We start from the raw sequence: 21306 nt of genomic DNA on the forward strand, positions 1-21306 counted from the left end.
CCCGGTCTTGCTTCCGCGTATTCCTTCGATACCATTTTTCAAGGAGGGTTTGCTGTGGGTTCATTTGAAAACTGGATTGACGCCGGGACGTTGACGGAGCTCCGGGAGCAGGGCCCGAAGGTGGTCCGGGGAGGTATCGCCGTCTTTTACCACGAGGACCGGGTGTATGCGGTGGACAACAGATGCCCGCACCTCGGATTCCCGCTGCATATGGGCACCCTCTGCGACGGCATTTTGACCTGCCACTGGCACCATGCCCGTTTCGACATATGCAGCGGAGGAACGCTCGATCCCTGGGCGGACGACGCTCCCTCGCACGAAGTGGCGGAGGCCGACGGACGGCTGTGGGTGAATCCCCGTCCGAAGAAAGCGTCGGGAACGGATAAATATTTTGCCCGCCTGCGGGAAGGGCTGCAGCAGAACATCGGCATCGTGACCGCCAAAGCGGTTGTCGGACTGATCGAATCCGGCGTCCCGGCGGAGGAAATCGCCAAGGTCGGCATCGAATTCGGCACAACTTACGGAAGCGGCTGGAATTCGGGCCTGACGATCCTGACCGCCATGACGCGCGTATTGCCGCGCCTGGATCAAAACGGGCAAATTCTTGCGCTTTTTCAAGGGCTGCAGCACGTTGCCAGAGGCAGCTCGGGCAGGGCGGAACGCCATCTGCTCGGTCCGCTGCCGACGAGCGAGCTTTCGGCCGATCGGCTGACCGAGTGGTACCGCAGCTGCATTGAAGTGCGGGATACGCAGGGAGCGCAGCGCGTTCTGCTTACGGCGATCCGTAGCGGCCAGACGGCCGGGCAGCTGATGGACATGATGCTGACGGCGGTAACCGATCATTTCTATTTGGACGGCGGGCATACGCTCGATTTTCATAACAAGGCATTCGAGGCGCTCGAATGGACCGGGCCGGAGTCGCGGGAAAAGGTGCTGTCTTCGCTCGTGCCGCTGCTCGGCAATCCGGTCCGGAGCGAGGAGCAGCATCACTGGCTTGCGCCGCTGAATCTGGTGGACCCGGTCAAGGAAGCGTTCCGGGAGCTGGACGGCGGGACGGCCCCCGGCCCGAGGCCGATCGGCGAAGCGGAGGAGGAAGCGCTGGTTCAGCTCGTGCTAAGCGATCGGCCTTTGGAGGCGATTGCCGCCATCACCGTCATTCTCAAGGAAGGCGGTTCGCCGGCGCATGTCGCTCAGCTGGTGGCGCTCGCGGCTGCGGAACGGATTTGCCGCTTTCACACCCAGAACGATTTCGGCGATTGGATCGCCGTGTTGCATACGTTCACTTATGCGCATGCCGTCCATGAAGCGCTGCGGCGCAGCAGCCATCCGCTTGTTGTCCGGGCCGTCTATTACGGCGCCGTCAGCGTCTATTTGGACCGATTCCTGAACGTTCCGGCCGCGCCAAAACCGAAGGCGTCCGTCCCGGACAGCCCGCCCGACACTGCGGAGCTGCTCGGCATTTTGGATAAACGACAGCAGGTGGGCGAAGCGGCCTCGTGGGTTTCCGCCTACCTGCAAACAGACGGCGACCGCGGCGCGCTTCTCAATACGCTCGGTCACGCGCTGCTGAGGGAGGATGCGGAGTTTCATTCCTTCCAAATGCTTGAGGCGGCGGTTACGGAATACGAGCGATGGACGGAAAGAAAGGACGGCTTTGCGGCGAAAGCGCAGGAAACGCTGCTGCTGGCGGCGACGCGCTATTTGGCGGCGCACGCCCCGACCGCACGCGAGCTGCCGCATACGGCGCGGATCGCGTGGCGTCTCCATAAAGGGGAAAAGCTGTTCGAGGATGAGTAATTCCATGCCGCCGAAGCGGCAAAGAAACAACCCGCGTGACCGCCTGGTCACGCGGGTTGTTTGACTTTCATTTTGGACGGAGAGCTGCTGCCTGGCGAATTAGCGAGACCGTTTTTTTGTGCTGGAGGCCGAGCGAATCCGGGCTTTATTCGCGGCGGCTTTCGTTTTGGCGCCGACGGATCTGCTTTTCGCGCTTTTTTTCGGAGCGGCTTTCGTTTTCGCGGACTTGGACGATGCCGAGCATACGGCGCAGCCGCGCGAATTGTTCATGCCAAACGATCCGCCTACGCCGCGCGAGCGGTTCATGCCTGCCGAGCCGTTTGTTCCGCGCGAGCGGTTCATGCCTGCCGAGCCGTTTGTTCCGCGCGTGCCTTTCGTGCCGGACGAGCCTTCCGTACGCGTGGGATAAACGGTTCTTGTCGTCAACACTTTGGAGGCGGCGGCGACTTTTCGAGCAAATTCAAGCGGCGGCTCGACCGATTTGAAGTGCATGTACATCAGCCGCGGGTTTTCGAACAGCCAATGGTTGTGGAAGGCGGTAACTTCAATGCCGCGCATACGAAGCTGCGTAATGAAAGGGTTGACTTCCTCCTGTAGAATAACCGTTTCTCCCAAATTGAGCGCGTTTCCCCGGCTGTCCAGGTCTTCGAACGAAAACAGCTGGGGGATCGCCAGCGCCGAATTGGTTCTTCTGCCCTCAATTAACGGACGAAGATTCGTTCTCAGCTTGGTGACCGTGCATACGCCGTTTAGTACCTGGGCGGTACCTCCCAATATACTGGCAAAGCTGCGGCAAAGGGCGCTGGGCATCATTGACGAATCTGACAAACAATCAACTCCTATTCTATGAAGATATGAATATACTATGCGTCATTTGCTATTTTGATAGGGTACAAGTCTACCAGGCCGGCAATTTTACGAGCGGGATGAATAACGGGGCATGATATCCGGAGGCTTGCGGCTGATTAAACTTTATAAAAAATGGGAACAGTTTGACACATTTTTTCGCCATGGTTATTTCTGCGTGGACGGGAAGGATACGACCGAATCGCGTCTCGTCTTTAACCGCACCGTGCCGCTGAAGGACGCTTGGAACAAGAAATGACGAAAGCGGCCGTCTGTTTATGGATAGGCCGATTCAAAACCGAACGGCAGTCCGCTGTTTCCGCGCATCGGCGGACAGCCGCCATCAGGCGGGCATTCTTGACAAACCGGGCCGAAAGCCCGACAATATCGAACAAAAGACAGCTTGATGCAGGCAGATTTTCATCAGACGGGAGCGATGGGTATGAATTACGTAACGCTGGGCAGAACCGGATTGAATGTAAGCGTTATCAGTCTAGGCGCGGGAGGCAGCAGCCGGCTGGGGATCGGGTCGGCGCAGACCGAGCGGCATGCTGCGGATATTGTGAGCGCGGCGGTCGAGCGGGGGATTAATCTGATCGATACGGCGGAGGCTTACGGGACCGAATCGGCAGTCGGCGCGGGACTGCAGCACGTCGGCCGGGATGCGGTGTTCATTTCGACCAAATATTCCCTGCGCGAGAACAAGGCGCTGAAGCGGCCGGAGGATTTCGAGAAAAGCGTCGACCGGAGCTTGGCCAACCTGAAGACGGATTATATGGACATTTACCATCTGCATGCGGTGAGCCTGGACGATTATGATTACGTCAGCCAATACCTGGTGCCCGAAATGATCAAAATGCGGGATAAAGGAAAAATCCGCTTCCTCGGCATTACGGAAGGGTTCGTGTCCGATCCGTCCCATCGTGCGCTGATTCGGGCGGTGCAGGACGACTGCTGGGACGTGATGATGGTCGGCTTCAGCGTGCTGAATCAAAGCGCGCGGGAGACGGTCTTTAAGCCGGCCATGGCCAAAAATATCGGCATCCTCGATATGTTCGCCGTGCGCAGGGCACTGTCCCGGCCGGAGGCGCTGGCGGAGCTGATCGGCGGCCTGGCGGACCAAGGGCTGCTGGACGGACGCGGCGTGGACCGCAGCGACCCGCTCGGCTTCCTGGTCCGGCCGGACGGCGCGCGGAGCATCGTCGACGCGGCCTACCGGTTCTGCAGGCATGAGCCGGGCGTCCATTCCGTGCTGATGGGAACGGGAAACGTCCAGCATTTGGCCGACAACATCGAGTCGGCAAACCGGGGACCGCTCCCCGCGGAAGACATTGCCCGGCTGCAAAACATGTTCGCGGGAATCGATCATGTGTCGGGAAATTGAACATTTCCGGACATCATCCATTTTATGGAATAAATTGCTCCGTCCACTTTGACTCGCCCTTTTTCCTTGCATTACCATAAGGTGGAAGGGAGTGATAGCCATGGGAAAAATGCTGTTCATTAATTTTCCGGGCGAAGGACATATAAACCCGACGGTAGGACTGGTAAAGGAGCTGACGGCCAGAGGAGAAGAGATTACCTATTACTGCGCGGAAAAATATAAAGCGCGGATGGAAGGGGCCGGAGCTAGCGTAAGGACGTACGACGATTTTGTGGAACGGGAGCTGGCGGGCAAGATTGCCGGGCTCGGCACGCCGGGAAATCAAAGGGATCCGCTTATGTTCCTGGAATTCATGCTTCGGAAATCGCTTGAGCTGTACGAATGGATTTTGCCTCAGGTCGAGCAGGAGCGGTACGACTATGTCGTCTACGACCATGTGCTCGTGGCGGGCTGGATGATCGCCGAAAAGCTGAAGCTGCCGAGAGCCGCCTCCTGCACGACGTTTGCTTTTCATCCCGAATGGGAAAGCCCGATGCGGAACATGATCTCCGAAGACAAAATTGCGGAGCTGCAAATTAAGATCAAGGATTGGGTGGAACGGGCCCAGGCCAAATACGGATTGGATTTAAGCTTCCTGAACAGTCGGATGGGCATCGTCAGCCATCCGGTCGATATGACCATCGTTTATACGTCGACGTATTTTCAGCCGAAGGCCGATAAGTTCGACGGCTCGTTTCATTTCGTCGGCCCGTCGATTGCGCCGCGTTCGGATGCGCCGGAGCTTCCGCTGCAGGAGCTGAAAGGACGCAAGGTCGTTTTCGTGTCGATGGGCACCGTATTCAATCAGCAGAAGGCTTATTACGATATGTGCTTCGAAGCGTTCAAGGATTTGGACGCGGCGATCGTCATGTCGGTAGGCCGGAACACGGATATTCATGCGTTTTCGTCGATTCCGGACAACTTCATCGTCCGGAATTATGTACCGCAGCTGGACGTGCTGCAGATCGCCGACGTGTTCTTCACCCATGGCGGTATGAACAGCTCCAGCGAAGGGCTGTATTATGACACGCCGCTTGCGGTCGCGCCGGTCTCGGCGGATCAGCCGATGGTCGCCCGGCGGGTTTCCGAGCTGGGGGCGGGGATCGCGCTGAATTTGAACGAGATTACGCCTGCCTTGCTGCGCGAAACGGCCGAGAAGCTGCTGAGCGATCCATCCTATAAGCGCCAGGCGGAAAAGATCGGGGCTTCCTTCCGCGAGGCGGGAGGCGCGGCGAAAGCGGCGGATTTGATTATGCAGTGGAGACACGCATCGGCTTTATAAGCTTAGCGCCGAAAAGTTTAAGAGGAAGCCGCGTAAAGCGTCTTTCGGACGAAGGCCAGCCTGAATGAAACGGGCTGGCTTCTTTCTTTTTGTTTATCGGCTTTTTCGGCGACCGGCCAGGTTTGCCTATTTCTAGCCGGGACTCACTCGAACTCTTCGCCGGATTGCCGCGATCGGTGCAGCTCCCGGTATTTTTTCGGCGTGACCGAAAAGTGGCTGACGAAGCAATTATGAAAATGGCTCGTGTCCGTAAACCCCCATTCGGCGGCGACCGCCTTGATTGAATCGTCGGTTGCGGCCAACTGTCTGGCCGCTTCCTTCACCCGGTGACGCAGCGCGAACTTGGCGAAGGAGATCCCCATCAGCTCGCGGAAATGCCGGGTGAACCGGCTCGTGCTCATCATGCACGCCCGGGCGGCTTCGCTTGCGGGGACGAGCGTTTTCGACCGCAGCACCAGCTGCAGGCTCGGCCGGATACCGGCGTACGTCCCGGCTTCGGCGGATTTCCGCCCGGCGGCGGAAGCCGGCGAACCCTGCGTAAGGTACGTGAGGATTTCGAGCACCCACAGCTTTTTCCACCGCAGCGCGTCCATTCCTTCGTCGTCGATGACGGGGCGCAGCCTGTCGCAGATGCGCAGCATATCCGCATAATACTCCGTAGGCATCCGGGGACGCTTGTCCGCCGCCATCGCGAACGGCCCGAACCCGGCAAAACCCGCCTGTTCGGCGCCGACGAGAAACTCGGGCGAGATGACGAGCGAGTATACCTCGCAGGGAACCGAGCTCAGCCGAAATCCATGTGGCTCCCACACGCCGCACAGCCACACCTCGCCCGGGCCGAGCTCCGCCTCGAAATCCGGATATTTGCGCACCATTTTTCCCGAACGGACGATTCCGATTTCCACGTCGTAATGCATATCGAACAGGGCCGACCGGCTGTCCAGGTACACGTCGTTGAACGCGACGACCGGCTTGTCCGCCGATAAGTGATAGTCCGCCCGCTGCACCGGATGCCGGTCGAACGTATCCTCGAACATTGTTCCCGCCGCCTCCTTCATCTTTCGCATGCCTCCATTATACCCGGAAGTGCCTGTGCAAAAAATACAATTTTTTTGCCGGATTTTGCATCAAATCGGAATGGCCCCTCGCCCAAAACGATGCTACATTAAAGGAGTAAGCGCATGAAGGAGCTTCGGCTGCCTTAAAAACAGCCGTGTGCAAAATTTCCAATAGGGAGGACTCGCATGACCTCGTCGAAACGTCTGAAAATCACGCTCATCGGAGCCGGCAGCCTGTCGTTTGCCCCGCTGACCATCCGCGATATTTTACTAAGCGGCCCGATCGCCGAAGCCGGGCCGGAGCTCTGCCTGATGGACATCTCCGCCGGCGCCTTGGCGCACAGCGAAGCCTATGCGCGGGAGGTCGCGCAAAAGCTCGGCTGCAGCCCGGCGATAACCTCGACGACCGAGCTGGAAACATCGCTTGCGGGAGCCGATTTTGTCATCACCGCCATTGAGAAGAACCGGTACTTCTACTGGTCGCAGGATTTCCACGTGCCGCGCAAATACGGCTTCAAGCAAATTTTCGGAGAGAACGGCGGACCCGGCGGCATGTTCCATACGCTGCGCAATCTTCCGCCCATGCTCGAGATCGCGCGGGCGATGGAACGGATTTGCCCGGATGCCTGGCTGATCAATTTCACCAACCCGGAAGCGAAGATCGTCGAAGCGATCGCCCGGCTGACAAGCGTCAAGTGCGTCGGGCTGTGCCACGGCATCGGCATGGGAATGGAACAGATTTCCCGGATTTTGCGGATTCCCGAGGAGGAGCTGGAGACGGCCGCCTGCGGGTTGAACCATTTCGCCTGGTTTCAAAGCATCCGGCGCAAAGGTACCGGCGAAGATTTGTACCCGCTGCTGAAAGCGAACGAGCGCAATATCCCGTGGCTCGCCCATTGGGACGAAATTGCATTGTCGAGGGTGATGCTGCGGACGTACGGGCTGTACCCTTACCCCGGCACGAACCATATCGGCGAATACATTCGCTGGAGCGAGGAATTTCTCGCCGGCACGCGGCTGCAATATTTTTACGACCCGCAGACCGAGAACCCGTGGAAGGAAGGCCCGGTGCCGGAATTCGTCTATTCGATCGCGCGTTTGGAGGAAAAGCCGATGTTTGTGGAGCCGGAGGCGCAAGGCGAGGTGCATAAGCCGTTCAGCCTGGACGAAGCGGACCTGAAGCCGTCGCACGAGCAGGCGGTTCCGATCGTGGAGGCGATCGCATTCGGCCAGCGCAGGGACGGTTTGACGGTTAACGTGCCAAACCGGGGCAGCATTCCAGGACTGCCGGAGGATATGGTCGTGGAGGTTCCGGCTTATGCGGACGGCGGCGGCATTCATGCCAAGACGATGGAACCGCTGCCGGAAGCGATCACCGAGATGATACGCGTGCAGGGGGCCATTCACAAGCTCGTGATCGAAGCGTATACGGAGCAGTCGCGGAACAAGCTGCTGCAGGCCGTGCTGCTCGATCCGACTGTGTCTACCTACAACAATGCCATTGCGATGATCAACGAAATGTGCGAGCTGCAGAAGGATATCCTGCCGCCGCTTCAATAGTGACCGGAAAAATGCGGAAGGGAGGGGATTGGAACGTGGAAGTCCGGATATGCAGGGATTACGAAGAGATGTCGCTGCGGATTGCCGAGTTTATCGCGGATTACGTGGCGCGCAAGCCCGATGCCGTCCTGTGCTTTCCTGCAGGGGAAACGCCTGCCGGAACGTTCAGGCGCCTGGTTGAATTCGCGCGGGACGGACGCTTCGACTGCAGCCGGTGCAGCTTCGTCGGGCTGGACGAGTGGGCCGGCATCGGACGGCATGACGACGGGAGCTGCATGGGCTTTATGTATGACCGTCTCTTCACCCCGCTGTCCGTCCCGGAGTCCCGCATCCATTTCTTCGATGCATTGGCGGAGGATCTGGAAGCGGAGTGCAGGCGGATCGACGAGATCGTCGCCGCGAAGGGCGGCGTCGATCTGATGTATGTAGGACTCGGCATGAACGGCCACATCGGGCTGAACGAGCCGGGCGCCGATCCTGAGTCCTACTCGCACGTCGCTGTGCTTGACGCCGTGACGAAGACCGTCGGGCAAAAATATTTTACCGGTCGGGTCAGCTTGGACAAAGGTATCACGCTCGGGCTGCGGCACATGCTTGAAGCGGACACCGTTCTGCTGGCGGCAAGCGGAGCGAAGAAGGCGCCTGTCGTCGGGAAGGTCGTCCATGGGGATGTGACAAGCAGGGTGCCGGGAAGTCTGGTGCGGCGGCATGCGAGCGGATTCCTCTATCTGGACGATGCTGCGGCTGCGGAGCTCTGACGGAAAGCAAGAGAAGTCTTTGTGCCGGGTAACCGGCGACCGGCGAAAAGCTCATTAGCCGAGAGATGGTGCGCCGTGCAGATGATAGGGCATAGGGGAAGCGGCACTCGGGGGCAGGGAGGACGGCCGACAGGTAAGCCTTGGCCGCCGTCCTTGCCGTCTAAAAAAGAAAGCGCTTACTGTTCGGGAGGATAATACCGTTCGATAATAAAGTTGGCCGTATCGCCCCGGTGGTAGCTCAGGCTGTATTCGATCGGCGTATCGTCTTCCAGGTACGTCACCGTCTTCATCAGGAAGGTCGGGATGCCGGGCTCGATGTTCAGCAGGGATGCGATGGCGCGTTCGGGGATGACGGGCTCCAGCGTTTCGACGGATTTTACGATGCGGCGGCCGTATTTCTCCCTCAGCAGCTTGAACAGGGAGCCCGTACAGTCGTCGCTTGCCAAACCCGGCCCAAGATACCAGGGAATATAGCTGACCTCGTGAGCGACCGGCACGTCATCCGCTATGCGCAGGCGCACCAGCTTCGTCACGGGAGCGTCCGGATCGATATGCAGCAGCTCGCCCAGGGTCAAATCGGCGGGAACGACGATCGCTTCCAGCACCCGGCTGTCGGAACGGCGTCCCAAATGCTGCATATGATCGGGAAAGCTCATGATCGGAGCGAGCGTGCGATGGGGAATTTTGCCCTTCATCACAAAGGTGCCTTTTCCCTGGATTTTCTGGATTCGTCCTTCAAGGTCGAGCTGCTGCAGCGCGAGCCGGATCGTCGTACGGCTGACCTGGTACAGCTCGCAAAGCTCCAGCTCCGTAGGCAGCTTGTCGCCGGCTTTATAGGTGCCCGATTGGATGGCATCTAGCAGCTTCGTCTTCACCTGTGTATAGAGCGCCGTCGTTTTTTCCTCCATATTCTGCAACACCCCTTGAACTTGTAATTACAAATTTACGACATTTTCGTTCTATTCGTCAATGAAAAAACTTAGAATTAATTTTAGATGGGAAAAAATCAAGGGAAATCTCCATATTAATGTTATAAAACATAACGTATAATTGTCATTTCAATAAATAATGTTAGGTAAAATAACATTAAACTTAAAATAAAACGCTTTCATCTATTGACAGCTTGTTATAACGACAACTATAATCTTGCCGAAAGGTAATTACAAAATCAGCTGGAGGGATTGTATGCGAAACAAGCAGGGGATCATCAAAACGGTTGTCATCATGCTTTCGTTACTGGTTATCGTGGCCGGGTGCGCTCCCGCCCCCAAAAAAGCCGGCAATACCGGCAGTGCGGGCGATACCGGCGGTTCCGGAACGGGCGCGTCAACCGGCGGTACCGCCGCCGATCCGAATGCGCTGGACTGGAGCAAAACGGACGATCCGGCCCTGAAAAACGAGCAGCTGACAATACTCGTCGCGGACAACGACGGCACCGTCGCCAAAATGTTGGAGCGGTTCACGGACCAAACCGGCATCAAGCTGAACGTCATCGGCGTCGATTACAACTCTCTTTATACGAAAATTACAACCGCAGCGTTAGCGAACTCCTCCGATATCGATCTTGCCGAAATGGATACGATCTGGGCGGGCCAGTTCCTCGAAGGGAATATTGTCGAGGATCTGACGAATGTCGTGCCGGCCGACGTCCAGAAAGGCTTCACTCCATCTTCGCTCAGTTCCGTCAAGTATAACAACAAACTGGCGGCTATGCCGTATTTCTCCAGCACGAAGCACTTTTATTGGAACACAGATCTGCTTAAAAAGGCCGGCATCACCTCCCCGCCGAAGACGTGGGACGAGTTCCGGGCGGATTCCAAGAAGCTGACGAAAGCCGGCCTCTACGCTTCCGGCTGGTCCTGGAAGCAGGCGGAAGGCCTGATCTGCGATTTCGTCGGCATGGTGTACTCCTTCGGAGGCAGCTTCTTCACGCAGGACGGCAAGCTCAACGTGAACGACGCAGGCGCCGTGAAGGCGCTGCAGTATATGTCCGATCTGATCAACGTCGACAAAACGGTTGACCCGGCCAGCCTGCAGTGGAGCGAGGACGACGTCCGAAAAGCGTTTGCGGCCGGCAAAATCGCCATGATGTCCAACTGGGAAGGCACGCTTCCGGTGCTGAACGATCCGTCGCAATCCAAGGTCGTCGGCCAGACGGAAGTCGGCCTGCTTCCCGGCGAAGGCAGCGTCGTATCCGCTGCGGTTACCGGCTCCGAAGGCATCGCCATCATGAAATCGAGCAAGCACAAGGAAGCGGCGCTCGCCTTCCTGAAGTGGATGGCTTCGAAGGATTTCCAAGAGCCGAACTTCGTGGAACGCGGCGTTTACCCGGTGCTCCAATCGCTTTACGACGATCCGAAGGTCAAAGAAGCCGACAAGGACCACACGATCGACAAAATACTGGAGCAGTTCCAGTACGGCGAGAATCGTCCGAACGGACCCGGGTACGTGGAGTGGGCGGACATTCTCTCCGGCGAATTGTTCAATGCGCTGGCCGGACATAAAGATCCGAAAACGGCGCTGGACGATGCGGCGAAGAAAATCGACGACGCAATCAAGAAGGCCGAAGCGGCATAACTTTGCGCCGGACACCGGAAGGTAATGACAACCAAAAAGCGGTTAGCCGGCCTAACCGCTTTTTGCGAGCATGGGAGGCGGGAATATGGAGAAGCCGATTCGAAGCGGACTTGCACACAGGTTGACGCCCCGGGGCAGAAAGGACTTCATTTTTGCCATCGTCCTGCTGCTGCCGACCTTGTACATTTTGATGAAAACGTTCGTGCTGCCGATTTTGCAGTCGCTGCTGTGGAGCTTCTATAAATACAACCTGATGGACAATTCGGCCGTCGAATTCGTCGGTCTCCGCAATTACACCCAAATTTTTCAGCTGGGCGATTTCTGGACATCGATGGGAAACACAGCGTATTTCACCGTTTTTACCGTGGCTGCGGAGCTGATTTTCGGTTTTTTCAGCGCGCTGCTGCTGAATCAAACGTTCCGCGGGCAGCTGTTCTTCCGGGGGATGATCATCATTCCGTGGGCGATGCTGACGCTCGTGAACGGCCTCATGTGGAACTGGATTTACCAGCCGGGGTACGGCGCGTTCACCGTAATGCTGCACGACCTTCATCTGCTCGGCGCGAACGATAATCCGGTATGGATGTCGAGCTCCTTCAAAATTATGACCTTCGCGTCCATCGCGGACATTTGGAAAATGACCCCTTACATGACGCTGCTGCTGCTGGCGGGTCTGCAGGCGGTTCCGAATTCGCTGTACGAGGCTGCCGTCATCGACGGGGCCGGATTTTGGAAAAAAATCCGGTACATCACGATTCCGCAGCTGATGCCCGCGATCGTCGTCGCGGTTGTGCTGCGCATCATCGGGGCGTTCCGCGTCTACGACATCCTGACCGTTTTCTCCACCGATCCGAAAACGTCGGTGTCGTACCTGACGTTCAACTATGCGTTCCGGTACTTCTATCTCGGCAGGGCGTCGGCGATGGCCTGGATTTCCACGCTGTTCATTCTGGCCATGATCATCGTCTACATCCGCATGCTGAAGAAAAATGCGGAAAACGCCTAAGCTACAGCTTACGAAGCCGCGTTTTCTTCGAAAACGCCTGAGCCGAAGCTTACGAAGCCGCGTTTTTTTTCAAAAACGCCTGAGGAGGGAGCAACATGGAAAAACCGCTTGCGACGACTGCGCCGGCACCGCCGGCTTTGTACCGCAAAAGCTTAAAAACGATGCTGTTCCGCGTAACCGGCAGCGAGCTGATCCCGCCGTTTTATTTGTGGCTCGGGCTGATCCTGCTGGCGCTTTTTACGCTTTCGCCGTTTTTGTATTTTCTCGGGTCGTCGGTCAGCAGCGCCACCGATTTGATGAGCGGCAGGCTCCTTCCGCACTCGCCGACGATCGATAACTACGTCCGGCTGTTTCAAGGCACGACCGGCGCCGATTTCACCGCCGCGATCCGCAACAGCGTCTACGTGGCGCTCTGGACGACGGCGTTCACGATTTTCATCGGCGTTTTCGCGGCTTACGCGCTGGCGAAAATCAACTTCCCTTTCCGGTCGACCTCGCTGCTGGTCATTCTCGCCATGCAGCTGCTGCCGTCCATCAGCATCATTGTGCCGATGTACATGAATATGCGCGACGGAATCTCGATCGGTATTCCGTTCACGAGCATCGTATTTTACCGGACGCCGCCGCTGCTCGATACGATTGCCGGCCTTGTCGTAGCGTATACGACTTTTTCGCTGCCGTTTGCGATTTGGCTCATGGCCGGCTATTTCCAGACCATTTCGAAGGAGCTGGAGGAAGCGGCTTACGTGGACGGGAATGGACGCCTCGGCACGATGTTCCGCATCGTCCTGCCGCTTTCGATGCCGGGCATCGCCGCCACCGCCATTTTCACGATGCTGAACGCCTGGGACGAATTCATTTTCGCCAGCGCGTTCACGCAGACGGCGGCCGCCAAGACGCTTCCGGTGGCGATCCGCGAATTTATCGGTCGTCACAGCATCGACTGGGGGCTTATGACGGCCGGCGGGTTCATCGCTTCTCTGCCTCCGGTCGTCATCTCGCTGTTCCTGTACCGTTATATTGTGGGCGGGCTGTCGGCCGGCGGAGTAAAGGAGTGAGCAGGCCATGACGTACATCATGGGAATCGACGGCGGAGGCAGCAAAACATTCAGCGTCGTGACCGACGAAAACGGGCGTTTGCTGGGCCGCGGCGTATCCGGCCGGGGCAACCACCAGGGGCCAGGTATCGAAACGGCGCTGGCCAACATCCGCTCGGCGGCCGAGATGGCGCTGAAGCAGGCGGGGCTCGGGTACGAAGACATCGCGTTCGTCCAATACGGCCTTGCGGGGGCGGACAGGGAGAAGGACTTCAACATTTTACGGCCCGCGATTGCGACTCTCCCGTTCAAGCGGAGCGACATCGTCTGCGACACGTTCGAAGGGCTGCGGGCGGGTAGCCCGGACAATATCGGCGTCGTGCTCGTATGCGGCAGCGGCACCAATGCCGCGGGACGCGGCCGATCCGGTCTGACCGTGCAGACCGGCGGCATGGGCGGGCTGTTCGGCGATCGCACGGGCGGCGGCGAGCTTGCCTATCAGGCGTTCAGCTATGCCGTTCGGTCCTGGGATTTGCGCGAGCCGCCTTCGATTTTGCAGGACAAAGTCGCCCGCTATTTCGGGTTTGCCGATATGGAAGAGGTGTACAATCATTTTCTCGATTACGATATCAATTCGGTGCCGAGAGACCTCGCCATTGTGCTGCACGAGGCGGCAGACGAAGGGGATGAGCTGGCGATTCGGCTGCTCCGGGAGGCGGGCAGTGAGCTTGGCCTCGGGGCGAACTCGGTCATCCGCAGACTGGGCGGCTTCAACGGCGAAACGATTCCGATCGTTCTTGTCGGCAGCGTCGTGCAGGAAGGAAGGAACCCGCATCTGCTGGCCGCCCTGCGCGAGACGATCGCGAAGGAAAACGACCGTTTCGAGCTCGTCATTCCGCAAATGGCGCCGGTGTTCGGAGCGGTTTTGCTCGCGATGGACCATTTGCAGCTGCCCGTTACCGAGGCGATGATCGAACAATTTAATGCGTATGGAGGGTACAAATCATGAAAAAAGAGCGGCTCAAAGTCGCCGTCATTGGCGGCGGATCGTCTTATACACCGGAACTGATCGAAGGCTTCATCAAAAACTACAGCGTTTTTCCAGTCGGCGAGCTGTACCTGGTCGATATCGAGGCGGGCCGCGAAAAGCTGGAAACCGTCGGCGCGCTGGCACAGCGGATGATCGCGAAGGCGGGCGTGCCGATCGATCTCCGCCTGACGTTCGACCGGCGGGAAGCGATTCGCGGAGCGGACTTCGTCACGACGCAGATGCGGATCGGCATGCTGGACGCACGCTCGCGCGACGAGAAGATTCCGCTGAAATACGGCCTGATCGGCCAGGAGACGACCGGCGCCGGCGGCTTGGCCAAGGCGCTCAGAACGATTCCCGTCATTCTCGGGATTTGCAAAGACATGGAAGAGCTGGCGCCGGACGCGTTTTTGATCAATTTTACGAATCCGGCGGGCATCGTGACGGAGGCCGTTCTGAAATATTCGAGCATCCGCACGGTCGGGCTTTGCAATCTTCCGATCGGCACGCGCATGCAGATCGCCAAGCTGTGCGAGGTGGACGTCAGCAAGGTGGATATCGAAATGATGGGGATCAATCATCTGAACTGGACGACCCGCATCGCCGTGGACGGTACGGATATTACCAGGGAGGTGCTGAACAAGGCGGCCGGAGCAAGCGGGCTGACGATGAAGAACATTCCCGATTTCGGCTGGGACGCGGACTTTCTCCGGTCGGTCGGTTCCCTGCCCTGCAGCTACCACCGGTATTATTATATGAAGGACCGAATGTACGCGGATATGAAGAAAAAATTCGACGAGAAAGGCACGACGCGCGCGGACGATGTGAAGGCCGTGGAGGCGGAGCTGTTCGAAATGTATAAAGACCCGAACCTGGCGGTCAAGCCGCCTCAGCTCGAAAAACGGGGCGGCGCTTATTATTCGGAAGCGGCCGTTAATCTGATCAAGTCGATTTATAACAACACGAAGGATATCCAGATCGTAAACGTGCGCAACAACGGTATTATACCGTTCCTGCCGGACGACGTGTCGGTTGAGGTGGGCTGCGTGATCGATGCCGCAGGCGCGCATCCGCTGCAGATCGCGGCGCCGATTCCGCCGCAGGTCCGCGGCCTGCTGCAGGTGGTGAAAGCCTACGAGGAGCTGGCGGTTAAGGCGGCGGGCGAAGGCGATTACGATGCGGGGCTGCAGGCGCTGACAATTCATCCGCTCGTTGGCGACGCGAAGGTCGCCAAGGCGCTGCTGGACGAAATTATCGAAACGAATAAGGACTATTTGCCGCAATTCAGCTGACCGGACGAAAGGAGAGTCATGATGGAAACGATCGAGATCCGCCAGGCGGTTCATCGCGGCGAGCTGGAGCAGGCGTACGATCTCTGGGGAGCGGTTTTTCCGGAAGACCGCTCCTTTTTCCAGGAACGGCTGGATTACGATCCGGCATACCGGATGGAGACAACGTGGCTTGCGCTGGCGGACGGCACGCCGGCGGCGGCCATTCAAATCTTCCCGTTCCGAATGCGATGGGGCTCGGCCGAGCTGAAGGTAGGCGGGATCGGCAGCGTCGCCACGCGGCCGGAATTCCGCCGCCGCGGTCTGGCGCAGCGGATCCTGCGCCGGATAAGCGAATATATGCGGGCGCAGGGCTTCGACCTGTCGCTTCTGATGACCGGGATCCATTCGTTCTACGAGCAGGCCGGCTGGCATACGATACCGGAACCGGCACTGTCCGTTAGCCGTGCATCCTCCAATGAGGAATTCGCGCTTCCGTCCGCGTATGTCATCCGGCCTTTCGAAGGCGCGGACCTTGAACGGGTGATGCGCCTGTACGATGACGCGACCGCCGGCATGATCGGCCCTATGGTCCGGACCCCGGGGTATTGGAAAGGCCAGCTGGCCTGGAGGGCCGTACGACCGGAGCATTTCCTGGTTGCCGAAGCATCCGGTGAAGTGGCAGCTTATTTGCGGTTCAAATGGACGGCACGCCGGGAGCTGGTTATCGGCGACTGCTGCTGCAAGCCGGATGCGACGGATGCCGTGCGGGCGCTGCTAAGCCGGGCGCTGGAGCTGGCAGGCGGCGCCGAAACCGTCCGCGCGGGCCTGCCGGCCGGCCATGCGCTGCAGGATGTGCTTCTGCCCGCAGGCGCTGCCGTCGAAACGGCGACAGGCAACATGTGGAAGGCGCTCGGTCTTGCCCGGACGCTCGACAAAATTACGCCGGAGCTTGCTCGTAATATCCGGCAGGCCGGCTTGCGGGACGTTTCGGGGATGCCTGTTTCGCTGCTCATTACCGCCGGCGGGGAGGAGGCGCTGCTTCACCTGTACGGGGAAACCGTCGAGGCCGTTCCGGTAACCGGCTCCGTCTGTTATAATTTAGCTGTCAGCCTTAGCGATTCGGAATGGCTCGAGCTGCTGCTCAACGGAGCATCGGCTCTGGATCTGCCGGATTCATTGGCCGGGCATTACCTGAAAGCGTTATTTCCCGGCCGTCCGTACGTTTTCTGGAACGTCGATTATTTCTGAGCTTGTTTATCGAGTGGAGAGAAGGGTGCTTTCATGAGCATGGTGCAGGATTGGCGCAGCTTTACCCGGCTGAAGGGGGCGCCTGCGCTCCTCTCGGCCTTGATCGCATACGGCATCGGAACCGGCATGCTGGCTCCGATGAACGCGATCTACCTGCGCGATTCGATCGGGCTGTCGAAAGGGCAGATCGCCGCTGTGTTTGCGGTCTCCCTGCTCCTCAATATGGCGCTGACGCTGGTGACGGGACTGTTCAGCGACCGGATGCGTTACCGCAAGGGGCTGCCGCTGGCGGCGATCGTCGTCTGCATTACAGGTCTGCAGATCTACATGCGCGCAGATGCATTCCCGGGAGCGATGCTGGGCATGTGTCTCGCCGTTGCGCCGTCGGGCCTTATTATGGGCCAGCTGTTTGCGATGGCACGGAGCCGGCTGTCCAAAGGGGACGCGGCGCTCACGGAAATGGCCATGATCTGGCTGCGGGCCGGCTTCAGCGTCGGTTTTTTTATCGGGCTGCTGCTGGGGGCGAACGTATATTTATGGTTTTCCTTCCACGGCGTTCTGTGGGGCAACTCTCTCGGCTACGCCGTTCTCGGCGTGCTGCTGCTTCTGTTCCGGGAAGTGCCGGCAGACGGATTAACCGCGGCGAAAAAAAGCGGCGGCGAGCCGTTTTCCCACTTGATGCTGCTGGCGCTTCTGCTGCTCTGCTGCGCCGACTCGATCCGCGGCCTGTATTTGCCGCTCGTCGTGAACGCCACGTTCGGTCGGCCGGAGCTGATGTCGTATTTATGGAGCTGCCAAGCGGTGTTCGAGCTGCTGTTTATGACCGTTACCGGCTATGCCGCCGCCAAATACGGCAGCCGAAAGGTCATCTGGATCGGTAGCCTGGCCGCGATTGCGGTCTACGCGCTGTATGCTTTCAGCACGTCGCTGCCGCTTTATTTCGTCGCGCAGCCGATCAACTCGTTCTATGTCTCGATCCTGTACGGCGTTGCGATGGGCTACGTGCAGCGCATGTTTCTTCACCGTACGGGCTTCGGCGCAAGCCTGTACGTGCTCATTACGCAGACCGCTTCGCTCGTCGGCTATATCCTGCCCCAAATTCTGCAGGGTACGAGCCACATCATTTTCTTCATCCCGATCGTGCTGGTCGCCGTCTCGCTTCTCCTTTCCGGCACGGTGATCCTGCGTTCGGCCAGGCAGGCGAGCGGGGTTGCCGCCAAGCTTTAAGGTTTCGGCAGGGTGTTTCGGTTATTGACGTACGGTTGAGAAACGAAGGTTTTCCATTGTCCGGCAGGGCCGCTCCGCAACGGGGCGGCCTTTTTTTATTCGGCACCGCCCGGAATCGGGCCCAAACGGAGATAAACACCAGCCCAGCGATTTCCGATATAATGGACAGGTGATAGGCTTTGGCAAAACGAGAAGGACGAAAAGTAATCCGCATTTAATATGAAACGGCGACAGGAGGGATCGGTTTGAACGACAGTCAAAACACCATTTTTCTCATTTCCGGACCGCTCGGGGTCGGCAAATCGACGACTTCCAAGCTGCTGGCACAAAAAATACAATCCTGCGTACGGATCGAAGGCGATATTTTCCTGCATATGGTACGAGACGATCTTCACCTGGACTGGGAGCAGCGCCTCCGTCTCGCTTGGGATAATCTGCTCGCATTGACACGCAACTTTGTTCGGCGCGGATTGAACGTCGTCATCGATTTGGTCGTCGAGGACGAGCTGAACTGGTTTTGCGAGGGCGTTTCGGATCTAGACGCGAAAGTAAATTACGCTGTCCTGACGGCTGACCGGGAAACGATCGTCAAGCGCTTGACCCAAAGAGGCGATATCGATTCCCTGGATCGTTCCTTGTTTTTGCTGGACAAGTTGGGTAACGCCCCCGAGAACGGCAGGTTTATTATCGATACGACCTCGAAGCTGCCGGAGGAAACGGCGGATTTGCTGCTGACGAATGCCGATTTTTTTCGAGTCTGCTGAATTCGCGGCACCGCTCTCGAACATTGGCCCCGGGGAAAACGAGCCCGGATGAACGATTACCGATATGAGCCATGGAGGCACTTTATTATGGAACGCACAAACAGAAACGCGGCGGCACACCGGTCTGCGGCTGCCGGAGACCGGACAGCATCCGCACTTCCTCCCATTTCGCATGCGCAGGCCGGAATTGCCCGGCAGGCAATGAACGCTTCGCTGCCGGCGGCACCGGCGCAGGTCGCCTTTTTGCAGCGGGCGATAGGCAATCGTTCGGCAGCCCGTTTATTTGCTTCAAACGGTCGAACGGCGCAAATGCAGCGGGTGATTCCCGTCGTTCAGCGCGTATCGGAGACGGTCGTTCAACGGGCGCTGATCGCCGGTTACGCCGGCCAGGCGATCGGCGAGCTGAGAAGCTATGCCGAACAGCGCGTGCTTCCGGTTCACCGGGACTTGCTCAAGAAATGCAAAGACGCCGGCTTCGAGTCCGACCGTATCGCAGAAGCAAAAACGAAATTCGAGCTCGTGAAAACGGAAGCGAAAGCGAACCGTTATGCCCCCGCAAAAACGGCGATAGACGAGTGGATTGCGGCGCTCAATGCGTTATTCGAGGCTTATGCGGCCGCTCACGGCAGCGAGGAAGAGAAGATGAGCGAGCATTCGAAGCTGTCCGGCGACGGGCTGACGAACGACGAGCTGCTGGCGAAAGCGGGCGGCGTCTGGAACGACGCATGGTCGGCCGCACCGATCCCGATTCCATACGCCGAAGTTCCGGAGGTGGTGAAAACGCTGATCAAGTTCATTCACGAGGAAGACTCGGTCGTTGGCGCGGAGTACGCCTCCATGAGCAAAAACGATATCGCGGGGATGGGGGGCGATACGCCGTTCGAACGACAGCGGCGTGCCGATCCGAATGAAGAGAGGCGGACGAACAGCTCAATCGTTGCCGATCCGAGAAGGCTGAGGCAGCGCGGTACGGCGGTCGGAGGAGGCGAGAACGGAGCGGAGCTTGCTCCCGTTCTGCGCGAGTATGAGAAGGGTCATTACGGCCTGATGCGAAGCTGGCATATCGACGATAAAGGCAATTTGCCGGATATCCGGATGAACCGGAACGAGCCGGCTTTCGGCCAAGCGAAGACGCGAAATTACACCGCCAAAAATGCAGAGGATTTTCTGATGAAGCAGGGCGCTCCGAGCGTCGTCATGGACGGCGTGCGGGATAAAGGGGTGCAGGGGGGCTTTCAGGAAACGGCCACCTCCGACAAACGTTCGCTGATTACGACCGAGCTCGGAAGCTGGGTCGGAGGCGTCCCTTCGCAAAGCCGCGACGAAGAGGACGCGGAACGCCGGAAAGCCGCCAACAAGCTGAATTACGCCAAAAAGAAAATGTTCGGCAGCGACAAGACGAACGTCAGGCTGCGGCCGCAGGGCTATGCCGAATATAACCTGATCGGAAGCTGGCGGGTGGTGTACGATTATGTCAATTTCAAATATTACATCACCGATCATTACCAGCGCTGGAAGCCGAGAGCGTATCCGGACAAGCAGTGCAATCCTTTCTTCGAGGTGCAAAATGTCGGCAGCGCGCAGCTGTCCGTCGACGGCGAGATGGAGCTTTACCGCCTGCGTTACTGGGAAAACCGCCGGCGCGAAGGGCTGGATACGCTGGCGTGACGGAAGCGGAATGTGTATTTCAGCTCATTCTGTACGTTGAGCCAGAAGTTTACGGATTTGTTTAGCAAATACGGACAGTGAAAAATCCATATTTATAATGAAGCCCATTCCTGTTACAGAAGGAGTCCTGAAATGGACTCCTTTTCCTTATTAATGTAAGATTGTTGTAGCGATAGCTATTCTTGGGGAGGAGAGGGATATGAAAAAAACCATCAGTTTTGTTCTATTGATAATCACTTTAACAGTGCTCTGTATAATTGCAGCTGTGTCACTTTTTAGCGGCAAGCTTACAAAAAATGAAATGGAACATCAATTAGAAGGTAAGGATGATAAATTCCAAAAAGTACTCTATATTCGATTAGAAAAACCATACACGTATATCTTTTATAAAACCGATTCTCAGATTGGCCTTGCCATACTTCATAAGGGTGGAATGAGTATTTATGGATATGCACCTATTTCCTCAAACAATGGTTTTACTTATGCTACAGGTGAGACTGATGATTTGTATATCGCCTTTGGAGCCGTACAAAATAAGCAAATTTCTCAGGTTTTAGTGAACGGCTCGATGTGCAACATAGCTAAAACCGATGAAGGGTATATATGGTACTACGTTCAAACGACTCGATTTGTCTCCTTATCAATAGAAGCGTTAGATCGATCTGGAAGTGTAATTGAAAACCAAGTATTGTATAAAAAAGCAAATCCCTGACATCTCAAAATTCATCTTTATCTAGTACTGGCAGCTGATACA

Annotated in this window: 18 protein-coding genes; 15 read left to right on the top strand and 3 right to left on the bottom strand. The window is 57.6% G+C overall.

All coding sequences use genetic code 11. The features are described 5' to 3' along the window. The first annotated feature begins 54 nt into the window (after positions 1-54). The gene (locus PD282_RS12395) at positions 55-1797 is read left to right on the top strand and encodes a Rieske (2Fe-2S) protein (protein ID WP_274650984.1); all 1743 of its coding nucleotides are present in this window, start codon (positions 55-57) and stop codon (positions 1795-1797) included. A gap of 99 nt (positions 1798-1896) precedes the next feature. Here the strand turns inward: PD282_RS12395 and PD282_RS12400 are convergent, their stop codons facing one another. Further along, a complete protein-coding gene (locus PD282_RS12400; protein WP_274650985.1) occupies positions 1897-2625 on the bottom strand; it encodes a DUF1259 domain-containing protein in 729 nt (242 codons plus the stop codon). 460 nt (positions 2626-3085) lie between these two features. Between PD282_RS12400 and PD282_RS12405 the strand changes: the two genes are divergently transcribed. Then, on the top strand, positions 3086-4027 hold the full coding sequence (locus tag PD282_RS12405; RefSeq protein ID WP_274650986.1) for an aldo/keto reductase: 942 nt from the start codon (positions 3086-3088) through the stop codon (positions 4025-4027). A 100-nt stretch (positions 4028-4127) separates the two neighbouring features. Continuing rightward, positions 4128-5348 (top strand): macrolide family glycosyltransferase, encoded by a 1221-nt coding sequence (locus tag PD282_RS12410; protein WP_274650987.1) that lies wholly within the window; start codon positions 4128-4130, stop codon positions 5346-5348. A 143-nt stretch (positions 5349-5491) separates the two neighbouring features. On the opposite strand, the gene PD282_RS12415 is transcribed toward PD282_RS12410, so the two are convergent. Next, positions 5492-6406 (bottom strand): helix-turn-helix domain-containing protein, encoded by a 915-nt coding sequence (locus PD282_RS12415; RefSeq protein WP_274650988.1) that lies wholly within the window; start codon positions 6404-6406, stop codon positions 5492-5494. A 186-nt stretch (positions 6407-6592) separates the two neighbouring features. On the opposite strand from PD282_RS12415, the gene PD282_RS12420 reads away from it, so the two are divergent. Then, positions 6593-7966 (top strand): family 4 glycosyl hydrolase, encoded by a 1374-nt coding sequence (locus PD282_RS12420; RefSeq protein ID WP_274650989.1) that lies wholly within the window; start codon positions 6593-6595, stop codon positions 7964-7966. A 35-nt stretch (positions 7967-8001) separates the two neighbouring features. Next, positions 8002-8724, top strand: a complete 723-nt coding sequence (locus PD282_RS12425; RefSeq protein WP_274650990.1) for a glucosamine-6-phosphate deaminase — start codon at positions 8002-8004, stop codon at positions 8722-8724. A gap of 176 nt (positions 8725-8900) precedes the next feature. On the opposite strand, the gene PD282_RS12430 is transcribed toward PD282_RS12425, so the two are convergent. Next, positions 8901-9632 carry a GntR family transcriptional regulator gene (locus PD282_RS12430; RefSeq protein WP_274650991.1) on the bottom strand — a complete coding sequence of 244 codons (732 nt, stop codon included), beginning with the start codon at positions 9630-9632 and terminating at the stop codon, positions 8901-8903. Positions 9633-9909: 277 nt separating this feature from the next. Here PD282_RS12430 and PD282_RS12435 point away from each other — a divergent pair, with 277 nt between their 5' ends. From PD282_RS12435 to PD282_RS12480, 10 genes are all read left to right on the top strand, one after another. After that, on the top strand, positions 9910-11301 hold the full coding sequence (locus PD282_RS12435; RefSeq protein WP_274650992.1) for an extracellular solute-binding protein: 1392 nt from the start codon (positions 9910-9912) through the stop codon (positions 11299-11301). An 85-nt stretch (positions 11302-11386) separates the two neighbouring features. Continuing rightward, positions 11387-12307, top strand: a complete 921-nt coding sequence (locus PD282_RS12440; protein ID WP_274650993.1) for a carbohydrate ABC transporter permease — start codon at positions 11387-11389, stop codon at positions 12305-12307. A 95-nt stretch (positions 12308-12402) separates the two neighbouring features. Then, positions 12403-13365 carry a carbohydrate ABC transporter permease gene (locus tag PD282_RS12445; RefSeq protein ID WP_274650994.1) on the top strand — a complete coding sequence of 321 codons (963 nt, stop codon included), beginning with the start codon at positions 12403-12405 and terminating at the stop codon, positions 13363-13365. 7 nt (positions 13366-13372) lie between these two features. Next, positions 13373-14353 (top strand): N-acetylglucosamine kinase, encoded by a 981-nt coding sequence (locus PD282_RS12450; protein WP_274650995.1) that lies wholly within the window; start codon positions 13373-13375, stop codon positions 14351-14353. Then, positions 14350-15666: a 6-phospho-beta-glucosidase gene (locus PD282_RS12455; RefSeq protein WP_274650996.1), complete on the top strand. Its 1317-nt coding sequence runs from the start codon at positions 14350-14352 to the stop codon at positions 15664-15666. Before PD282_RS12450 ends, PD282_RS12455 begins: the two co-directional genes overlap by 4 nt. A 21-nt stretch (positions 15667-15687) precedes the next feature. Continuing rightward, positions 15688-16893, top strand: coding sequence for a GNAT family N-acetyltransferase (locus PD282_RS12460; protein ID WP_274650997.1), 1206 nt, complete (start codon positions 15688-15690; stop codon positions 16891-16893). 33 nt (positions 16894-16926) lie between these two features. Next, positions 16927-18120: an MFS transporter gene (locus tag PD282_RS12465; protein ID WP_274650998.1), complete on the top strand. Its 1194-nt coding sequence runs from the start codon at positions 16927-16929 to the stop codon at positions 18118-18120. 245 nt (positions 18121-18365) lie between these two features. Then, positions 18366-18884, top strand: a complete 519-nt coding sequence (locus tag PD282_RS12470) for a P-loop nucleotide/nucleoside kinase family protein (protein WP_274650999.1) — start codon at positions 18366-18368, stop codon at positions 18882-18884. A gap of 87 nt (positions 18885-18971) precedes the next feature. Beyond that, a complete protein-coding gene (locus PD282_RS12475) occupies positions 18972-20552 on the top strand; it encodes a hypothetical protein (protein ID WP_274651000.1) in 1581 nt (526 codons plus the stop codon). A gap of 199 nt (positions 20553-20751) precedes the next feature. Further along, positions 20752-21264, top strand: a complete 513-nt coding sequence (locus PD282_RS12480; RefSeq protein ID WP_274651001.1) for a hypothetical protein — start codon at positions 20752-20754, stop codon at positions 21262-21264. Positions 21265-21306: the final 42 nt, after the last annotated feature.

The sequence above is a fragment of the Paenibacillus humicola genome (assembly GCF_028826105.1).
GTDB lineage: Bacteria > Bacillota > Bacilli > Paenibacillales > Paenibacillaceae > Paenibacillus_Z > Paenibacillus_Z humicola.

Coding starts and splice junctions, on each gene's coding strand:
- PD282_RS12405 (WP_274650986.1), top strand. CDS start 3,086: ATGAATTACGTAACGCTGGGCAGAACCGGATTGAATGTAAGCGTTATC.
- PD282_RS12410 (WP_274650987.1), top strand. CDS start 4,128: ATGGGAAAAATGCTGTTCATTAATTTTCCGGGCGAAGGACATATAAAC.
- PD282_RS12415 (WP_274650988.1), bottom strand. CDS start 6,406: ATGAAGGAGGCGGCGGGAACAATGTTCGAGGATACGTTCGACCGGCAT.
- PD282_RS12420 (WP_274650989.1), top strand. CDS start 6,593: ATGACCTCGTCGAAACGTCTGAAAATCACGCTCATCGGAGCCGGCAGC.
- PD282_RS12430 (WP_274650991.1), bottom strand. CDS start 9,632: ATGGAGGAAAAAACGACGGCGCTCTATACACAGGTGAAGACGAAGCTG.
- PD282_RS12435 (WP_274650992.1), top strand. CDS start 9,910: ATGCGAAACAAGCAGGGGATCATCAAAACGGTTGTCATCATGCTTTCG.
- PD282_RS12440 (WP_274650993.1), top strand. CDS start 11,387: ATGGAGAAGCCGATTCGAAGCGGACTTGCACACAGGTTGACGCCCCGG.
- PD282_RS12445 (WP_274650994.1), top strand. CDS start 12,403: ATGGAAAAACCGCTTGCGACGACTGCGCCGGCACCGCCGGCTTTGTAC.
- PD282_RS12450 (WP_274650995.1), top strand. CDS start 13,373: ATGACGTACATCATGGGAATCGACGGCGGAGGCAGCAAAACATTCAGC.
- PD282_RS12455 (WP_274650996.1), top strand. CDS start 14,350: ATGAAAAAAGAGCGGCTCAAAGTCGCCGTCATTGGCGGCGGATCGTCT.
- PD282_RS12460 (WP_274650997.1), top strand. CDS start 15,688: ATGGAAACGATCGAGATCCGCCAGGCGGTTCATCGCGGCGAGCTGGAG.
- PD282_RS12465 (WP_274650998.1), top strand. CDS start 16,927: ATGAGCATGGTGCAGGATTGGCGCAGCTTTACCCGGCTGAAGGGGGCG.
- PD282_RS12475 (WP_274651000.1), top strand. CDS start 18,972: ATGGAACGCACAAACAGAAACGCGGCGGCACACCGGTCTGCGGCTGCC.
- PD282_RS12480 (WP_274651001.1), top strand. CDS start 20,752: ATGAAAAAAACCATCAGTTTTGTTCTATTGATAATCACTTTAACAGTG.